The sequence below is a fragment of the Jiangella mangrovi genome (assembly GCF_014204975.1).
Classification (GTDB): Bacteria; Actinomycetota; Actinomycetes; order Jiangellales; family Jiangellaceae; genus Jiangella; species Jiangella mangrovi.
Window position 1 is genome coordinate 3,929,357 of sequence record NZ_JACHMM010000001.1, and the last position, 15,962, is coordinate 3,945,318.

Sequence of the window (15,962 nt, forward strand, 5' to 3'; positions counted from 1 at the left end):
CGCTCGAGACACCCATCCGAAGAGAGGCAGCTCCACCCATGTCCGTAGGCGAGATCGCCGGGTTGCTGGCCGCCGCCGCCCTGGTCGCGCTGGTCGGCTTCCTCGCCGTGCCGATTCTGAAGCTGGGCCGCACCGTCGACGAGTTCACCCTCGTCGTGCGCGACCTGCGCAAGGAGCACGTCGCGAAGACGGCCACCACGGTCGACGAGACCAACGAGCTGCTCGCCTCCACGAACGCGCAGCTGCAGCGCATCGACGCCATCACGTCCAACGCGCAGACCGTTACCACCAACGTCGCCGCCATGTCGTCGCTGTTCGCGGCCACGCTCGGCGGGCCACTGGTCCGCACGGCCGCGTTCACCTACGGCGTCCGCCGGGCCATCACCGCCCGCCGCGACGGCGCCGCGGCCGGCACCGGCCGGCGCCGCCGCTTCGGGAGCCGAGGATGAGCAAGCTCTTCTGGGTCGCCCTCGGGGCGACTGCCGGGGTGCTGGTGGTCCGCCGGCTCACCCGCGCCGCCGAGAGCCTGACGCCCGAGGGCGCTGCCGACCGCGTGGCCGGCGGCCTGCGCAACCTCGGCGACGCCGTTCGCGAGTTCACCGACGAGGTCCGCGCCGGCATGGCCGAGCGCGACGCCGAGCTGCGCTACGCCCTGGGCATCGCCCCCGACGGCACCGGCGTCCAGCGCGCCGAGCCCGACCTCGACGCCGTCGACGATCTGTTCCGCACGCACCCGAGAGGCACGTTCTGACCATGGAGACCGCCGAGATCCGGCGCCGGTTCCTCGACCACTTCGAGAAGAACGGTCACGCCGTCGTCCCCAGCGCCTCGCTGATCTCGCCCGACCCGTCGCTGCTGTTCACGGTGGCGGGCATGGTGCCGTTCATCCCGTACCTGACGGGGCAGCAGGCGTCGCCGTGGCCGCGGGCCACCAGCGTGCAGAAGTGCATCCGGACCGGCGACATCGAAGAGGTCGGCAAGACCACCCGGCACGGCACGTTCTTCCAGATGAACGGCAACTTCTCCTTCGGCGACTACTTCAAGGAAGGCGCCATCACCCACGCCTGGGACCTCATCACGAAGTCCCAGGCCGACGGCGGCTACGGGTTCGCCGAGGACAAGATCTGGGTCACCGTCTACCACGACGACGACGAGGCCGCGGAGCTCTGGAAGAAGATCGCCGGCCTGCCCGACGAGCGCATCCAGCGGCGCGGCCTGCTCGACAACTACTGGCACACCGGCCAGCCCGGCCCGGGCGGCCCGTGCAGCGAGATCTACATCGACCGTGGCGCCGAGCACGGACCCGACGGCGGCCCCGTCGTCGACGAGGACCGGTTCCTCGAGATCTGGAACCTGGTCTTCATGCAGGAGCAGATCACCGACGTCCGGGCGAAGGACGACTTCACCGTCGTCGGCGATCTCCCGTCGAAGAACATCGACACCGGCATGGGGCTCGAGCGCGTCGCGTACCTGCTGCAGGGCGTCGACAACATGTACGAGATCGACCAGGTCCGCCCGACGCTGCAGCGCGCGGCCGACCTCTCGGGCCGGCGCTACGGCGCCGACCACACCGACGACGTCCGCATGCGGGTCGTCGCCGACCACGTGCGCAGCTCGCTCATGCTCATCGGCGACGGCGTGACCCCGTCCAACGAGGGCCGCGGCTACGTGCTGCGCCGGCTGCTGCGCCGCTCGGTCCGCGCCATGCGGCTGCTCGGCGTCGAGGACAAGGCGCTGCCCGAACTGCTGCCCACCGCCAAGGACTGCATGAGGGCGGCCTACCCGGAGCTCGAGTCCGACTTCGAGCGCATCTCCTCCGTCGCGTACGCCGAGGAAGAGGCGTTCCGCCGCACGCTGCAGACCGGCACGCAGATCTTCGACCTCGCGGCCGACGAGGCGAAGCGGGCCGGCGAGTTCGCGCTGCCCGGCGACACCGCGTTCAAACTGCACGACACCTACGGCTTCCCCATCGACCTCACGCTGGAGATGGCGGCCGAGCAGGGGCTGAAGGTCGACGAGGGTCACTTCCGCCGGCTCATGACCGAGCAGCGCGAGCGGGCCAGGGCCGACGCGAAGTCGAAGAAGACCGGCGGCGCCGACCTCAGCGCCTACCGGACGCTGCGCGACGCCGGCCCCACGCCGTTCACCGGCTACGACGAGCTCGAGACCGACAGCACGATCCGCGGCCTGCTGCTCGACGGCGTCGCCATCCCGGGCGCCGGCGAGGGCGAGACCATCGAGATCGTGCTCGACCGCACGCCGTTCTACGCCGAGTCCGGCGGCCAGGACAGCGACGCCGGCGTCATCACCGGCGACGGCTTCGAGCTCGAGGTCCTCGACGTGCAGCGGCCCATCAAGGGCCTCATCGTGCACAAGGCGCGCGTCCTCAAGGGCGAGGTCATCAGCGGCCAGGACGTCGCGGCCAAGGTCGACCAGGAGTGGCGGGTCGGCGCCTGCCAGGCGCACTCCGGCACCCACATCGTGCACGCGGCGCTGCGCCAGGTACTCGGCCCGCAGGCGCTGCAGAGCGGCTCGTACAACAAGCCCGGTTACCTACGCCTCGACTTCGCCTGGGGGCAGGCGCTCGGCGCGCAGACCCGCAGCGAGGTCGAAGAGGTCGCCAACCTGGCGATCCGCCGCGACCACTCGGTGTCGGCCACGTACATGCCGCTCGAGCGGGCCCGCGAGATCGGCGCGCTGGCGCTGTTCGGCGAGACGTACGACGAAGAGGTGCGCGTCGTCGAGATGGGCGGCGCCTGGTCGCGCGAGCTCTGCGGTGGCACGCACGTGGCCCACTCGTCGCAGGTCGGGCTGGTCACGCTGACCGGCGAGGGCTCCGTCGGCGCCGGTACCCGCCGGGTCGAGGCGTTCGTCGGCATCGAGGGCTTCCGCCACCTCGCCCGCGAGCGCACGCTGGTCAACCAGCTGGTCGACCTCCTCAAGGTGCAGCAGCCCGACCAGCTGCCCGAGCGCATCGAGAAGCTGGTCGCGCAGGTCCGCGACGCGGAGAAAGAGCTGGCGAAGGCCCGCTCGTCGGAGCTCGGCGCCCAGGCGGCCGAGCTGGCGGCGGCGGCCCGCGACGTCTACGGGGTCGCGTTCGTCGGCCACACCGCGCCCGAGGGCACGGCGGCCGACGACCTCCGCTCGCTGGCGCTGGACGTCCGCGGCCGGCTGGGCAACGAGCGCCCGGCCGTCGTCGCGGTGGCCGGCGCCGGCGACAGTGGGCGGCCCAGCGTCGTCATCGCGGTCAACGAGGCCGGGCGCGAGTGGGGCGTCAAGGCCGGTGCGCTGGTCCGGGTCGCCGCCCAGACGCTGGGTGGCGGCGGTGGCGGCAAGGACGACGTCGCGCAGGGCGGCGGCACCGACGCGAGCAAGATCGGCGAGGCGTTGACGCAGGTGGAACACGCCATCGGCCAGGCCGTGACCAACTAGTGCGGACGGGCGTCAGGCTGGGGGTCGATGTCGGGACGGTCCGCATCGGGGTCGCGTCCTGCGACCGCGACGGGCTCATCGCCACGCCCATCGAGACGGTCCGACGCGGCAAGGGTGACCTGCGGCGCATCGGGATGCTGGTGACCGAGTACGACGCGATCGAGATCGTGCTCGGATTACCGCGTAGTCTCGATGGGAAGGAGCACGCGGCGGCAGTGCACGCCAGGGCCTTTGGTGCCGATTTGGCACGATTTGTGGCACCATGCCCGGTGCGGCTCGTCGACGAAAGGCTGAGTACCACCGTCGCAGCGCGTGGGATGCGAGCCAGCGGTGTCTCGTCGCGTGCGGCACGCCCGGCCATCGACCAGGCCGCGGCGATGGTGATCCTGCAAGACGCGCTGGACGCCGAGCGCAGGGCCGGCGAGCCGCCTGGAGAGGTGCTGACGGTAACGGATGAGTGACCTGTACACGTCGGAGGAGGAGATCGTCCGCCCCCGGCGTCAGCGGCGCCGTCGGCGCAAGCGCAGCCGGTTCGGCTCCTTCGTGGCCGTGCTGGCCTCGCTCGCCGTCATCGGCGGAGTCCTGGGCGGCATCTACTACGGCGGCAGCGCGCTGCTGAACAGCGTCGACGGCCTGTTCGGTGAGGCCGAGGACTTTCCCGGCCCGGGCACCGGCGAGGTCAACGTGACCATCGCCGACGGCGCCACCATCAGCGCCATGGGCGCCACGCTCTTCGACGCCGGCGTCGTCGCCAGCCAGGACGCGTTCGTCGCGGCCGCCGACCAGAATCCCGACGCCCGGGGCATCCAGCCGGGCAACTACGTGCTGCGCAGCGAGATGCGCGCCGCCGATGCCGTCGCCGCCCTGGTCGACGGCGCGGGCGGCGAGCGGGTCTCGCTGCCCGAGGGCTACCGGGTCCGGCAGACCGTCGAGCGGCTCGCCGAGACCTCCGGGTTCACCGTCGAGGAGTTGCAGGCCGCCGTCGACGCCGCCACGCTGCCCGACTACGCCCAGGGTGTGGCCGAGGGTTTCCTGTTCCCGGCGTCCTACGGCCTGGGCGGCGACGTCACTCCGGAGTCGCTGATCGCGTCCATGGTGGCCCAGTTCGACCAGGTCGCCACCGACGTCAACCTCGTCGACGGCGCCGCAGCGCTCGACCTCACCCCACTGCAGGTGGTGACGGTGGCGAGCATCGTCCAGCGCGAGGTGAGCCGCGAGGAGGACATGCCGCGGGTCGCCGAGGTCATCTACAACCGGATGTCCGGCGCCTGCACGGCCAACGGGGTGCCCGAGGGCCGGCTGCAGATGGACTCCACCGTCCACTACGCCGTCGACGACTACTCCAGCGTCTACACGTCGAGTGAGCAGCGCCAGGTCGACTCGCCCTACAACACCTACCGGGTGTCCGGGCTGCCGCCGGGGCCCATCGCCTCGCCCGGCGAGGCGGCGCTCTCCGCGGCGCTCAACCCGTCGAGCGAGGGCAGCTGCTACTTCGTCGCGGTGAACCTCGAGACCGGCGAGACCGCGTTCGCCGTCACCGAGGCCGACCACCAGGCGAACATCGCGCTCCTCGACGCGTACTGCCGCGAGAGCGATCTGTGCTGACGCGTCGCTGCGCCGTCCTCGGATCGCCGATCGCGCACTCGCTCTCGCCGGTGATCCACCGGGCGGCGTACCGGTCGCTGGGGCTGGACTGGGAGTACACCGCGCACGAGGTCGCGGAGGAGTCGTTGCCGGCGTTCGTCGCCGGGCTCGGGCCGGAGTGGCGCGGCCTCTCGCTGACGATGCCGCTCAAGCGGGTGGCGCTGGACGTCGCGACGACGGCGTCCGACGTCGCCCGGACGGTCGGCGCGGCGAACACCCTGGTCCGGCGCGACGACGGCGGCTGGGACGCCGACAACACCGACGTGCCCGGCGTCGTGGCGACGCTGCGCGCGGCCTCGGGCGGGCCGGTCGACGGGGCTTCGACCCCCGGGCCGGTGTGCCTGTGGGGTGGGGGAGCGACGGCGTCCAGCGTGCTGGCGGCGCTGGCGTTCCTCGAGAGTGGTCCGGTCCACGTGCACGTCCGGTCCGCGGCGCGGGCCGGCGGTGCGCTGGCGGTCGCGGCCGCCCTGGGACACCCGGCCGAGCCCGCGCCCTGGGCGGTCCTGCCGGCCTGCGCCGACGCCGGCGTAACGGTGACGACGGCGCCGTCGGGCGCGATGGACGAGCTGGCGTCGTCGCTGGTCGTGGGGCTGGGTGGCGGCGTCTCCGGGCGGGTGCTGTTCGACGTCGTCTACGACCCGTGGCCCACACCCGTCGCCGCCGCCTGGCAGGCCGCCGGGGGAGTCGTGGCCAGCGGACTCGAGCTCCTCGTGCACCAGGCCGTCGGCCAGGTGCACCTCATGACCGGCTCCGACGTGCCGGCCGACCTGCTGCGGTCCGCGGCGCTGGCGGCGATCGGCGCCCGCGCGTGACCCTGGTCGTCGTGCTGGTGGTCGCCGGGCTCGCCGCCGGAGCGCTGTTGCCGCTGCTGATCGCCCGGATCCCGGACCGCGAGCCGGTCGAGGTGTCCGCCGACGTGACGCCGGCCCCGGAGCCGTCGCCGGACTCGGCGCCGGAGCTGGTCGAGGGCGGCCGGCCGCCGACGCCGATCCCGTACCGCGAGCTGGCCGCCGCGCCCCGGCTGGCGGCCTGGCTCGCCGTCGCGACGGCGGCCGTCTGGGGCCTGCTGGCGATCGCCCGCGACGGCGCTCCCGGCGCGCCGGAGGAGCTGCCGGCCTACCTCGCGGTCGGGCTGCTCGGCGTCGCCATGGCCCATGTCGACCTGCGCACCCAGCTGCTGCCGGACTGGCTGACGCTGACGGCGTTCGGTGCGGCGGGCGCCTGGCTCACCGTCGCCGCCGCCCTGACCGACTCGTGGGGCGCCTACGGACGGGCCTGGGCCGCGGCCGGCGCCTGCCTGGCGTTCTACCTGCTGCTGGCGCTGCTCCGCCCGGCCGACCTCGGCCTCGGCGACGTGAAGCTGTCGGTGTCGCTCGGGCTGCTGCTGGGGTGGGCGGGGTGGCAGGCGGTCGTGCTCGGGGTGTTCCTGGCCTTCCTGGTGGGCGCCGTCGTGGGCATCGCGCTGCTGGTGGTGGGGCGGGCGGGCCGGCGGACGAGCCTGCCGTTCGGCCCGCCGATGCTCGTGGGCGCGCTGCTCTCGCTGCTGCTGACGTAGCCGAGTCCGGCGTCGGTGGTGCTGGTCCCCGCCCGGTTGGGAGGGTGCCCATCCTACGGGCGGGTACCGACAACCTCGCCGACCGCCGGACCGCTCACACTCGGGAAACCGCTGACGCTCGGGTAACCGGCTGACGCTCGGGAAAACGGCGGATGGCGGGTCGATCCGCGCGTCACGCGTCGGTTTCCCGAGCGTGAGCCGGTTTCCCGGTGGGCGACGACGGCGTCAGGTGCGGCCGTCGGATTCCTGGGCGGAGAAGAGCGTCGGGTTGGGCCGGCTCCACTCCGCCTCGTAGACGGTGAAGCCGGCAGCGCGGGCGGCGGTACAGACGGCGGGGTCGTCGTCGACCAGCATGGCGACCTCGCGGCGCTCGGCCAGCCGCCGCAGCACGCCCACCTTGAACTGCCGTGCGGGGCGGCGGTCGTCGTCGGGGCGGAGCATGACGGTGCCGCGGGGCGCGCCGTTCGAGGCCAGCCACCTCTGCGTGACGGCGCGGGTGCGCTCGGGCCGGCCGCTCAGGTAGATCACCTCGTGCTCGTGCGCCAGCAGCGTGACGAGTTCGATGCCCTCGGCGAACGGCTCGTCGTCGCCCATGGCGCCGAAGAAGCCGGCCCAGTCCTTCGGGCGGCGGTCCAGGTGGTGCAGCCGGTGGTCGACGTTCGCGAGGACGCCGTCGATGTCGACGACGGCGACGGGGCGGCTCATGGGTCTCCCGGGAGGACGTACTGGTAGCCGGCGGCGTCGAGGCCGCTCAGGATCTGCTCGAGCGCCGCGACCGTCTGCGACCGGTCGCCGCCGCCGTCGTGCAGCAGGATGATCGCGCCCGGCTCGAGCTGGCCGAGCGTCTCCTGCACGATCGGCACCGTGCCCGGTCGCGACCAGTCCTTCGGGTCGACGGTCCAGTCCAGCGGCTCGAGGCCGACGTCGTCGAGGACCGCCTCGACCGGCGGCTGCACGTACGTGTTCGGCTGCCGGAACCAGCGCACCTCGGCGTCCTCGCCGAGCGCGTCGTCGATGGCCTCGTCGGTCTCGGCGATCTCGCGCTCGATCTGCTCGGCGCTGCGCTCGGAGAGCTTCTCGTCGTGGGTGTCGGTGTGGTTGCACAGCGCGTGCCCGGCGTCGACGACTTGCCGCACGACCTCGGGGTTCTCGCGGACCCGCTGGCCGACGACGCAGAACACGGCGGTCGCGTCGTGCGCCTCGAGCACGTCGAGGATCTGTGCGGTGTACACCGGGTGCGGGCCGTCATCGAAGGTGAGGGTGACGACGTAGTCGGCCGGGTCGCCGCCGGTGTCGGGGTTCCCCGCGCCGCCGTCACTGTCCCCGGAGCTCTCCCCGGAGCTCTCCCCAGAGCCGTCACCGGAGCTGTCACCGGAACCGTCACCCGACCCCGAGCCCGACCCGCCACCGGACCCGGAGCCGCCGCCGTCGTCACCCGACCCGGCACCGGGGGAGGCGCTGGCCGACGGACCGGCCGACGGGCTCGCCGCCGCCTCGTCGTCGCGCGCGCCGCCGCGCTCGGCGGCGACCGCCATGAGCCCGATGAGGATGCCGAGAAGGACGGTGGCCGGCCAGGACAGGTTGTTCACCGGTGCCACCTCCCTGCGGCGCTCGTCGACCCATGATCATAGGGTTCGGCCGGGCCGGAATCGGACAGGCGCGCCACGTCCGGTCAGCAGTTCGGCCGGCACTGCCGTTCGATCATGGCCTGCAGGAACACGCTCTGGATGTCGCTGGGGTCCTCGGCGTGGTAGGCGGTGGTGCCGGTGGCGGCCGAGATCTGCTGCAGCGCCTCCATGTCGGCCTCGGGGCCCATGCCGATGGTGATGATCGGCACCGGCGCGGCCGGGTCGAACTGGGCGGTGAGCTGGGTGAGCAGGGTCTCGAGGTCGATGCCCTCGGGGTCGTCCTCGTTGCGGCCGTCGGTGAGCAGCACGACGGAGTTGACCATGCCGGCCTGGTAGCTGCTGCGCATCTCCTGGAACGCCGCCAGCGCGGTGTCGTAGAGGCCGGTGCCGCCGTCGGCGATGTCCGGCAGCGACGCGGCGGCCGCCGCCAGGGCCTCGCCGCGCAGGGTGCCGTCCTCGGTGGGCTCGTTCATCGGCCCGACGTCGACCAGCTGGACGTAGTCATTGGGCGGGTCCTGCAGGATCGAGAACGCCCACAGGCCGACCGAGGCGTCCGGCGGGAACAGCTGCAGCGCCTCCAAGGCGGCGTCGCGGGTCAGTTCAATACGGGTGGCGTCGTCGGTGACCTGCTCGTTCATCGAGCCGGAGACGTCGATGACGGCGAGCATCCGCATGTCGAGCGCCAGCGCCGCCCACTGCCGCGACAGCTCGGTGACGGCGGCGGGGTCGGGGTCGGGGAGCAGCGCCGGCATCGCCTGGCGGGTGCCGTCGACGACGCCGGCGTTGCGGTCGGCGGTGCCGTCGGGGCTGCGGAAGCCGGCTCGCCGGATCGCCTCCTGCGCGTCGGTCGAGCCCAGGTACGTGACGAACGCCGCCGCGGCCGACCGCGCGGCCTCGTCCTCGTCGGCGCCGGTGACCGCGAGTGCCGGGTAGTCGAAGGCCAGCGTCCCCTCGGCGGGGTAGAGGGCGGTCACGCGGGCGTCGCCGGCGTCGCGGTTGTAGGCGGCGACGGCCTGCTCGGTGGCCGTGAACGCGGCCGGCGACTCCGCCACCGCGGCGAACGCGTCGCCGACGGTGGGGACGGCGGCCTGCGACACCTGGGTCATGAGCTGGACCAGCTGGGTCCGGTCGACGTTCTCGCCGAGCGCGGTGCGCACGGCGATGAGGCTGGCGATGCCCTCGTCGTTGGCGGCGGGGTCGGCGATGACGGCCGGGCCCTCGCCCTGGACCAGCGCCGTCCACGAGATCTCCGCCTCGGACCCGCCGATCGCCTCGGCCGCCTGGCTCGGCATGACGACGACCAGCGGACTCAGCGCGACGCTGGCCAGCTCGGTCGCCGCGCCCTCCTCGACGGCCGGGCCGAACGCCCGCGTCTTCGGAACCCACAGGTGCGGCGCCTCGGCCGAGCCGAGTGTGCCGACGACCGCCCCGGACGCCGCGGCGTTGACGTCGATCTGCACGCACCGGTCGCCCTGACGGGGGTCCGTCTCGGCGTAGCTGCGGCCCAGTTCGGTCAGGACCGGCTCGATGGTGGGGTCGGCGGCGACGGTCACCGCCAGCGGGCCGGCGCAGTCGCCGGTCCCGCGGTCCAGGACGGAGGCGACGCCGAGCCCGGCGGCCCCGATGAGGGCGACGGCCATGACGGACAGGCCGAGCCGGCGCAACCAGGGCGTCGGCGCGGCCTGACGGTGCGAGGCGTGACGTCCTGGCATGGTCTGCGGCTCCGTGCGAGTCAGTGGGATTGCAGACTAACCGGGACCAATGCGACTCAGGTAGTTCTGTGTCACGCAAGTCACGCGTGTCACGGAAGTATGAAGATCACCTGCTCAGCCGCTCGCGGGCGCCGCGGGCGTCGTCGGCGCCCCCGGCTCGATGTGCGCGTCGGTGCCCGGATAGACCAGACACTGCGCACCGTCGGACCAGCGGACCAGGAACGGCGGCCCGCCGTCCGGCCCGTGCGTCTCGAGCACCTCGCCCTCGCGGCGGGGCGAGCCGACCCTCGTCCCCTCGACCACCAGACGGTCGCCGTCGTGTGCGTGCACGGTCCTCGACCTCCCTCGGCGGAACCCGAACCCGTCACCGTCCAGCGTGCTCCGGACCGGGCCTGACGGCAACGGGTCGGCCGCCGTCGGGCCCCCGGAGCTATCGGCTGAGCTTCTGGTAACGACGGATCGACAGCGGCACGAAGATCGCCAGGATGACCAGCGGCCAGGCGACGGCCAGCAGCAGGCTGTGCTGCGCCGCCCACGAGTCGCCGCCGAGGCCCGGGTTGCCGAACAACTCGCGGGTGGCGGCCACCGTCGACGACAGCGGGTTCCACTCCGACACCGCGCCCAGCCAGCCGGGCATCAGCTCCGGCGCGACGAAGACGTTCGACAGCGCCGTCAGCGGGAACGCGGCCGGGAAGACGATGACGCCGACGGTGTCCGCGTTGGGCACGACGAGGCCGAGGTAGATGCCGACCCAGGTGATGGCGAAGCGCAGCAGCAGGATCAGCCCGACGGCGGCCAGCGCGTTGCCGATGCCGCGGTGCCACTGCCAGCCGACCAGCAGGCCGCAGACGACCAGCGTCGTCATCTCGAGCACCGCGCGAATGAGGTCGGCGGCGCTGCGCCCTGCCACCAGCGCCGACCGCGCCATGGGCATGGACCGGAACCGGTCGACCACGCCGCGGTCGACGTCGAACGCCACGCCGGTCGCCGTCGCGCCCAGGCCGTAGAGCATGGTCATCGCGAACACGCCGGGCAGCAGGAACTCGCGGTAGTTGCCGCCGCCGGGCATCGCCATGCCGCTGCCGAACACGTAGCCGAAGACCAGCACGAACATGATCGGCAGGGTGAAGTAGATGATCACCTCCTCGGGCGCCCGGACGACGTGCGCCATGTTGCGCTTCGTCATCACCCAGGCGTCGGCGGCGGTCCAGCGCAGTCGCGCCAGGGGAGTGCGGGCCGGCGGGGGAGCGATCAGGGCGGGCGGCTGCTGCAAGGTGATGCTCACGAGACGGACTCCTTGACGGCGTCGGATTCGGCCCGGTGGCCGGTGAGGTGGAGGAAGGCTTCGTCGAGGGTGGGCCGGCGCAGGCCGATGTCCTCGGCGGCGACGCCGGCGGCCTGCAGCTCGCGAACGGCATCGGTGAGCGCGGCCATGCGGTCGGCGACGGGGGCACTGACCCGGCGGGTGTCGGCGTCGGTCTCGGGCGGGGACGTGCCGATGCGGGCGACGACGGCGGCAGCCTGCGGCAGCTGGGCGGCATCGCGGACGACGACCTCGATGCGGTCGCCGCCGATGCGGGCCTTGAGCTCGTCGGCGGTGCCCTCGGCGACCACCCGGCCGGTGTCGATGACGGAGATGCGCCCGGCCAGCTGGTCGGCCTCTTCGAGGTACTGGGTGGTGAGCAGCACCGTCGTGCCGCCGGCGACCAGCGAGCGGACGGCGTCCCAGACGTCGTTGCGGCTGCGCGGGTCGAGGCCGGTGGTGGGCTCGTCGAGGAACAGCACCTCGGGCGCCAGGATGAGGCTGGCCGCGAGGTCGAGCCGGCGCCGCATGCCGCCGGAGTAGGTGCGCCCGGACCGGTCGGCGGCGTGGGTGAGATCGAACTGCTCCAGCAGCTCGTCGGCCCGCCGCTTCGCCTGCCGTGCGCCCAGGTGGTACAGCCGGCCGAACATCACCAGGTTCTGCCGGCCGGACAGCGTCTCGTCGACTGCGGCGTACTGCCCGGTGAGGCCGATGCGGCGGCGCACCTCGTCGGCCTCGGCGACGACGTCGTACCCGGCGACCCGGGCGCTGCCGCCGTCGAAGCGCAGGAGCGTGGACAGGATGCGCACGGCCGTGGTCTTGCCGGCGCCGTTGGGGCCCAGCAGCCCGTGCACCACCCCGCGCCGCACGGTGAGGTCGAGCCCGTCGAGTGCGTCGCTGCTGCCGTACCGCTTGCGCAGCCCTTCGGCGACGATCGCCGCGTCGTTCGTGGTCACAGCCACCCTCCTGAGAAACTGTTTATGATGTATAGCGCTTGGTTTATGTTGTACACAGTTCTAGGATGGGCGTCAAGCGCAGACTCGCGACTCGACTGATGGGGAGTGCATGGCCGCCACGGACAACCACCGGGCCGATCCGAACCGCACGCTCGAGCTGCTCTGGGGCACCCTGCAGCCGCCGACCCGCGGCCCGAAGCCGGCGTTGTCGCTGCCGCAGATCGTCGAGGCCGCCATCGAGGTGGCCGACGCCGAGGGAGTGGCGGCGGTCTCCATGCGCCGGGTCGCCGACGAGCTCGGCTTCACGACGATGTCGCTGTACCGCTACGTGCCCAGCAAGACCGACCTGCTCGAGCTCATGGTCGAGAACGCCGGTTTCATCGCCGACATGCCGCCGGAGCTCACCGGCTGGCGCGACCAGCTGCACTGGTGGGCCAACGACACCGCCGAGATCTACCGGCGCCGGCGCTGGGCGCTCGACGTCCCGCTCAACGCGCCGCCCATGGGCCCCCACCAGATCAAGCGCATGGAGCAGGCGCTGGCCGCCCTCGACGGCACCGGCCTGAGCGGCATCGAGATGCTCGCCATCCTGGTCGTCCTCAGCGGCTACGTGCGCGGCCACGCCCAGCTGGCCACCACCCTGGCCGACGTCGAGTCGCGCACCGGAACGCCACAGGAGGCCTGGGACCAGGCGTACGGCCGCATGCTCACCGAGTTCGTCGACCCCGACCAGCATCCGACGCTGGCCCGCATCGTCGCCGAGGGCGCCTTCCACGACCCCGAGGTCGACCTGGACGACGAGTGGCTGGGGCAGGACTTCGCCTTCGGTCTCGACCTGGTCCTCGACGGCATCGCCCGGTACATCGAGCGGCGGACGGGAGCAGCGTCACCCGGGTGACATTCGGAATGGCACCCGAGTGCCAATGTGATCGATTCCCCGATCATCTCGATCGGGTTGCGCTAGCGTGACCGCGACGCTATTGCCGATCTTCGGCGGAGGCCGAGATGGCCGACACGACGGCGCAGACCGCCCAGAAGGTGACGCTGGCGACCCTGACCGCCATGGTGGTCGGCTCGATGGTGGGTGCGGGCGTCTTCTCGTTGCCCCAGCGGTTCGGCAGCGAGACGGGTGTGGCCGGGGCGCTGGTCGCGTGGGCCGTCGCCGGCAGCGGCATGCTCATGCTCGCCTTCGTCTTCCAGTCGCTCGCGCTGCGCCGCCCGGACCTCGACGCGGGCGTGTACGCGTACGCGAAGGCCGGCTTCGGGGAGTACCTCGGCTTCTTCTCCGCCTTCGGGTACTGGGCCAGCGCGTGCGTCGGCAACGTCACCTACTGGGTGCTGATCATGTCGACGGTGGGCGCCATCGCCCCGGCGCTCGGCGACGGCGACACCGTCCTGGCCATCGTGCTCAGCAGCGTGGGGCTGTGGACGTTCTACCTGCTGATCCGCCGCGGCGTGCAGGAGGCCACGGCGATCAACCGCATCGTGACCGTCGCGAAGGTCATCCCGATCATCGTCTTCGTCATCCTGGCGATCTTCTACCTGGACCCGCAGGTGTTCGCGGACAACTGGCGCGGCGGCGGCGACCTCGGCTCGCTGTACGACCAGGTCACCGGCACCATGCTGGCGACGGTGTTCGTCTTCCTCGGCGTCGAGGGCGCCAGCGTCTACTCCCGGCACGCCCGCCGCCGCGAGGACGTCGGCCGCGCGACGCTGCTGGGCTTCGCCATGGTGCTGAGCATCTTCGCCTCGGTGACCATCGTGTCCTACGGGATCCTGCCCAACGAGGAGCTCGCCGAGCTGCGCCAGCCCTCCATGGCCGGCGTGCTCGAGGCGGCGGTGGGGCAGTGGGGCGAGGTGTTCGTCAGCGTCGGCCTGATCATCTCCGTCCTCGGCGCCTACCTGGCCTGGACGCTGATGGCGGCCGAGGTGCTCTTCGTCGCCGCGGCCGACCGCGACATGCCCCGCTTCCTGGGCCGCAAGACCGGCGCCGACGTGCCCGGGCCGGCCCTGCTGCTGACGACGGTGCTCGTGCAGGTCATGCTCGTGGTGACGGCGTTCTCCGAGAACGCGTTCAACTTCGCGCTGAACCTCACCAGCGCGCTGACACTGATCCCGTTCCTGCTGGCGGCGGGGTACGCGGCGAAGCTGGCGCTCGGCCGCGACGGCGAGCGGTCCGGGGGACCGGCGCGCGAGATCGTCGTCGCGCTGCTCGCCACCCTCTACACGGCGTTCCTGCTCTACGCCGCCGGACCGAAGTACCTGCTGGTCTCGTTCATCGTCTACGCCCCGGCCACCGTGCTGTTCGTCATGGCCCGCCGCGAGCAGGGACGACGGCCGTTCGGGCCCGGTGAGCTGCTCATCCTGGCCGTGTCGATCGCCGGCGCCGTCGTCGGAGTCGTCGCCCTGAGCCTGGGCTGGATCAGTCTCTGACCCCATCCGCCGAGCGAGAGGACCCTGCCATGACCGACGGGACCACGGGCGCGCCGCACGGCGTCCACTCCGAGGTCGGCCGGCTGCGCAAGGTGCTGGTGTGCCGGCCAGGCCTCGCGCACCGCCGGCTCACCCCGACCAACGCCGACGACCTGCTCTTCGACGACGTCCTCTGGGTCGAGTCCGCCCAGCGCGACCACCTCGACTTCGTCGAACGGCTGCGCGGCCGCGGCGTCGAGGTCGTCGAACTGCACGACCTGCTGGCCGAGACCATGGCGATCCCGGGCGCGCGGTCGTGGCTGCTCGACCGCAAGGTGACGGTCAACGAGGTCGGGCTCGGCTTCGTCGACGCCACGAGGGAGTACCTGGAGTCGCTGGACCCGGCCGCGCTGGCGGAGTTCCTGATCGGCGGCCTGGCGACGGCCGACCTGCCCGACGACTACCGCTCCGGCTACGTCGGGCTGGCCCAGGAGTCCGTCGGGGCGCGCGACTATCTGATGCCGCCGCTGCCGAACACGCTGTACACCCGCGACACGACCTGCTGGCTGTACGGCGGGCTGACGATGAACCCGCTGTTCTGGCCGGCCCGGCACGACGAGACCCTGCTCTACAAGGCGATCTACACGTTCCACCCCGGCTACGCGGACTCGACGGTGTGGTGGGGCGACCCGGAGCGCAGCTGGGGCCGGGCCACGTTCGAGGGCGGCGACATCATGCCGATCGGCAACCGCACGGTCCTCATGGGGATGAGCGAGCGGACCTCGCGGCACGCCATCACGCAGGTCGCGGCGGCGCTGTTCGAGCAGGACGCCGCCGAGCGGGTCATCGTCGCCGGCATGCCGAAGCTGCGCGCGGCGATGCACCTGGACACCGTGTTCACCTTCGCCGACGTCGACGTGGTGACGGTGTTCCCGCGCATCGTCGACGCCCTGCACGTGTTCACGCTGCGCCCGGGCGACCGCGCGCCCGGCGTCGACGTCACCGACGAGGGAGACGCTCGGCTGGTCGACGTCGTCGCCGCTGCCCTCGGCCTGGACGGGCTGCGAGTCGTCGAGACCGGCGGCGACGCGTACGCCTCCGAGCGCCAGCAGTGGGACAGCGGCAACAACGCCGTCGCCGTCGAGCCCGGCGTGGTGTTCACCTACGACCGCAACACCCAGACCAACGAGCTGCTGCGCAAGGCCGGCATCGAGGTGATCCCGATCGTCGGCGCCGAGCTCGGCCGCGGCCGCGGCGGCGGCCACTGCATGACCTGCCCGCTGAGCCGCGACCCCGTCGGCGTCTGACCCGGAGCCGCCG

Annotated in this window: 16 protein-coding genes; 10 read left to right on the forward strand and 6 right to left on the reverse strand. The window is 72.6% G+C overall.

Annotated features, from left to right (window positions below; genetic code table 11):
• Window positions 1-38 precede the first annotated feature (38 nt).
• The 7 genes from HD601_RS18180 to HD601_RS18210 are packed head-to-tail and all read left to right on the forward strand — an operon-like array spanning window position 39 to window position 6,631.
• The gene (locus tag HD601_RS18180; RefSeq protein ID WP_184824193.1) at window positions 39-449 is read left to right on the forward strand and encodes a DUF948 domain-containing protein; all 411 of its coding nucleotides are present in this window, start codon (window positions 39-41) and stop codon (window positions 447-449) included.
• Window positions 446-751 carry a DUF6167 family protein gene (locus HD601_RS18185; protein ID WP_184824195.1) on the forward strand — a complete coding sequence of 102 codons (306 nt, stop codon included), beginning with the start codon at window positions 446-448 and terminating at the stop codon, window positions 749-751. Before HD601_RS18180 ends, HD601_RS18185 begins: the two co-directional genes overlap by 4 nt.
• A 2-nt stretch (window positions 752-753) precedes the next feature.
• The gene (alaS, locus tag HD601_RS18190) at window positions 754-3,432 is read left to right on the forward strand and encodes an alanine--tRNA ligase (protein WP_184824197.1); all 2,679 of its coding nucleotides are present in this window, start codon (window positions 754-756) and stop codon (window positions 3,430-3,432) included.
• Window positions 3,432-3,893 carry a Holliday junction resolvase RuvX gene (gene ruvX / locus HD601_RS18195; RefSeq protein ID WP_184824199.1) on the forward strand — a complete coding sequence of 154 codons (462 nt, stop codon included), beginning with the start codon at window positions 3,432-3,434 and terminating at the stop codon, window positions 3,891-3,893. Before alaS ends, ruvX begins: the two co-directional genes overlap by 1 nt.
• Entirely contained in the window at window positions 3,886-5,037 is a 1,152-nt protein-coding gene (mltG, locus tag HD601_RS18200) for an endolytic transglycosylase MltG (RefSeq protein WP_184824202.1), read from the forward strand. The genes ruvX and mltG overlap by 8 nt, the downstream gene beginning before the upstream one ends.
• On the forward strand, window positions 5,031-5,888 hold the full coding sequence (locus tag HD601_RS18205; protein WP_184824204.1) for a shikimate dehydrogenase: 858 nt from the start codon (window positions 5,031-5,033) through the stop codon (window positions 5,886-5,888). The genes mltG and HD601_RS18205 overlap by 7 nt, the downstream gene beginning before the upstream one ends.
• Entirely contained in the window at window positions 5,885-6,631 is a 747-nt protein-coding gene (locus HD601_RS18210; protein ID WP_184824206.1) for a prepilin peptidase, read from the forward strand. The genes HD601_RS18205 and HD601_RS18210 overlap by 4 nt, the downstream gene beginning before the upstream one ends.
• A 225-nt stretch (window positions 6,632-6,856) precedes the next feature.
• Here HD601_RS18210 and HD601_RS18215 read toward each other — a convergent pair whose 3' ends face one another.
• The 6 genes from HD601_RS18215 to HD601_RS18240 all read right to left on the reverse strand — a co-directional run bounded on the left by HD601_RS18215 (window position 6,857) and on the right by HD601_RS18240 (window position 12,230).
• Complete coding sequence (locus HD601_RS18215; RefSeq protein WP_184824208.1) at window positions 6,857-7,336, reverse strand: phosphatase domain-containing protein; 480 nt, start codon at window positions 7,334-7,336, stop codon at window positions 6,857-6,859.
• Complete coding sequence (locus tag HD601_RS18220) at window positions 7,333-8,220, reverse strand: polysaccharide deacetylase family protein (RefSeq protein WP_184824210.1); 888 nt, start codon at window positions 8,218-8,220, stop codon at window positions 7,333-7,335. Before HD601_RS18220 ends, HD601_RS18215 begins: the two co-directional genes overlap by 4 nt.
• An 83-nt stretch (window positions 8,221-8,303) precedes the next feature.
• The gene (locus HD601_RS18225; RefSeq protein WP_184824212.1) at window positions 8,304-9,971 is read right to left on the reverse strand and encodes a substrate-binding domain-containing protein; all 1,668 of its coding nucleotides are present in this window, start codon (window positions 9,969-9,971) and stop codon (window positions 8,304-8,306) included.
• 114 nt (window positions 9,972-10,085) lie between these two features.
• Complete coding sequence (locus HD601_RS18230; RefSeq protein ID WP_184824214.1) at window positions 10,086-10,301, reverse strand: DUF1918 domain-containing protein; 216 nt, start codon at window positions 10,299-10,301, stop codon at window positions 10,086-10,088.
• 100 nt (window positions 10,302-10,401) lie between these two features.
• Window positions 10,402-11,157: an ABC transporter permease gene (locus tag HD601_RS18235; RefSeq protein WP_184830027.1), complete on the reverse strand. Its 756-nt coding sequence runs from the start codon at window positions 11,155-11,157 to the stop codon at window positions 10,402-10,404.
• Between the two features lie 95 nt (window positions 11,158-11,252).
• Window positions 11,253-12,230: an ATP-binding cassette domain-containing protein gene (locus tag HD601_RS18240; protein ID WP_184824216.1), complete on the reverse strand. Its 978-nt coding sequence runs from the start codon at window positions 12,228-12,230 to the stop codon at window positions 11,253-11,255.
• 109 nt (window positions 12,231-12,339) lie between these two features.
• Between HD601_RS18240 and HD601_RS18245 the strand changes: the two genes are divergently transcribed.
• The 3 genes from HD601_RS18245 to HD601_RS18255 all read left to right on the forward strand — a co-directional run bounded on the left by HD601_RS18245 (window position 12,340) and on the right by HD601_RS18255 (window position 15,949).
• Entirely contained in the window at window positions 12,340-13,128 is a 789-nt protein-coding gene (locus tag HD601_RS18245; RefSeq protein ID WP_184824218.1) for a TetR/AcrR family transcriptional regulator, read from the forward strand.
• Window positions 13,129-13,235: 107 nt separating this feature from the next.
• On the forward strand, window positions 13,236-14,663 hold the full coding sequence (locus HD601_RS18250; RefSeq protein ID WP_184824220.1) for a basic amino acid/polyamine antiporter: 1,428 nt from the start codon (window positions 13,236-13,238) through the stop codon (window positions 14,661-14,663).
• A 29-nt stretch (window positions 14,664-14,692) separates the two neighbouring features.
• A complete protein-coding gene (locus HD601_RS18255; RefSeq protein ID WP_184824222.1) occupies window positions 14,693-15,949 on the forward strand; it encodes an arginine deiminase in 1,257 nt (418 codons plus the stop codon).
• Window positions 15,950-15,962: the final 13 nt, after the last annotated feature.

Bases quoted from the DNA above. Each gene is read 5' to 3' on its own strand.
- HD601_RS18180 (WP_184824193.1), top strand. From the start codon at position 39: ATGTCCGTAGGCGAGATCGCCGGGTTGCTGGCCGCCGCCGCCCTGGTC.
- HD601_RS18245 (WP_184824218.1), top strand. From the start codon at position 12,340: ATGGCCGCCACGGACAACCACCGGGCCGATCCGAACCGCACGCTCGAG.
- HD601_RS18235 (WP_184830027.1), bottom strand. From the start codon at position 11,157: ATGACGAAGCGCAACATGGCGCACGTCGTCCGGGCGCCCGAGGAGGTG.
- alaS (WP_184824197.1), top strand. From the start codon at position 754: ATGGAGACCGCCGAGATCCGGCGCCGGTTCCTCGACCACTTCGAGAAG.
- HD601_RS18225 (WP_184824212.1), bottom strand. From the start codon at position 9,971: ATGCCAGGACGTCACGCCTCGCACCGTCAGGCCGCGCCGACGCCCTGG.
- HD601_RS18250 (WP_184824220.1), top strand. From the start codon at position 13,236: ATGGCCGACACGACGGCGCAGACCGCCCAGAAGGTGACGCTGGCGACC.
- mltG (WP_184824202.1), top strand. From the start codon at position 3,886: ATGAGTGACCTGTACACGTCGGAGGAGGAGATCGTCCGCCCCCGGCGT.
- HD601_RS18255 (WP_184824222.1), top strand. From the start codon at position 14,693: ATGACCGACGGGACCACGGGCGCGCCGCACGGCGTCCACTCCGAGGTC.
- HD601_RS18215 (WP_184824208.1), bottom strand. From the start codon at position 7,336: ATGAGCCGCCCCGTCGCCGTCGTCGACATCGACGGCGTCCTCGCGAAC.
- HD601_RS18185 (WP_184824195.1), top strand. From the start codon at position 446: ATGAGCAAGCTCTTCTGGGTCGCCCTCGGGGCGACTGCCGGGGTGCTG.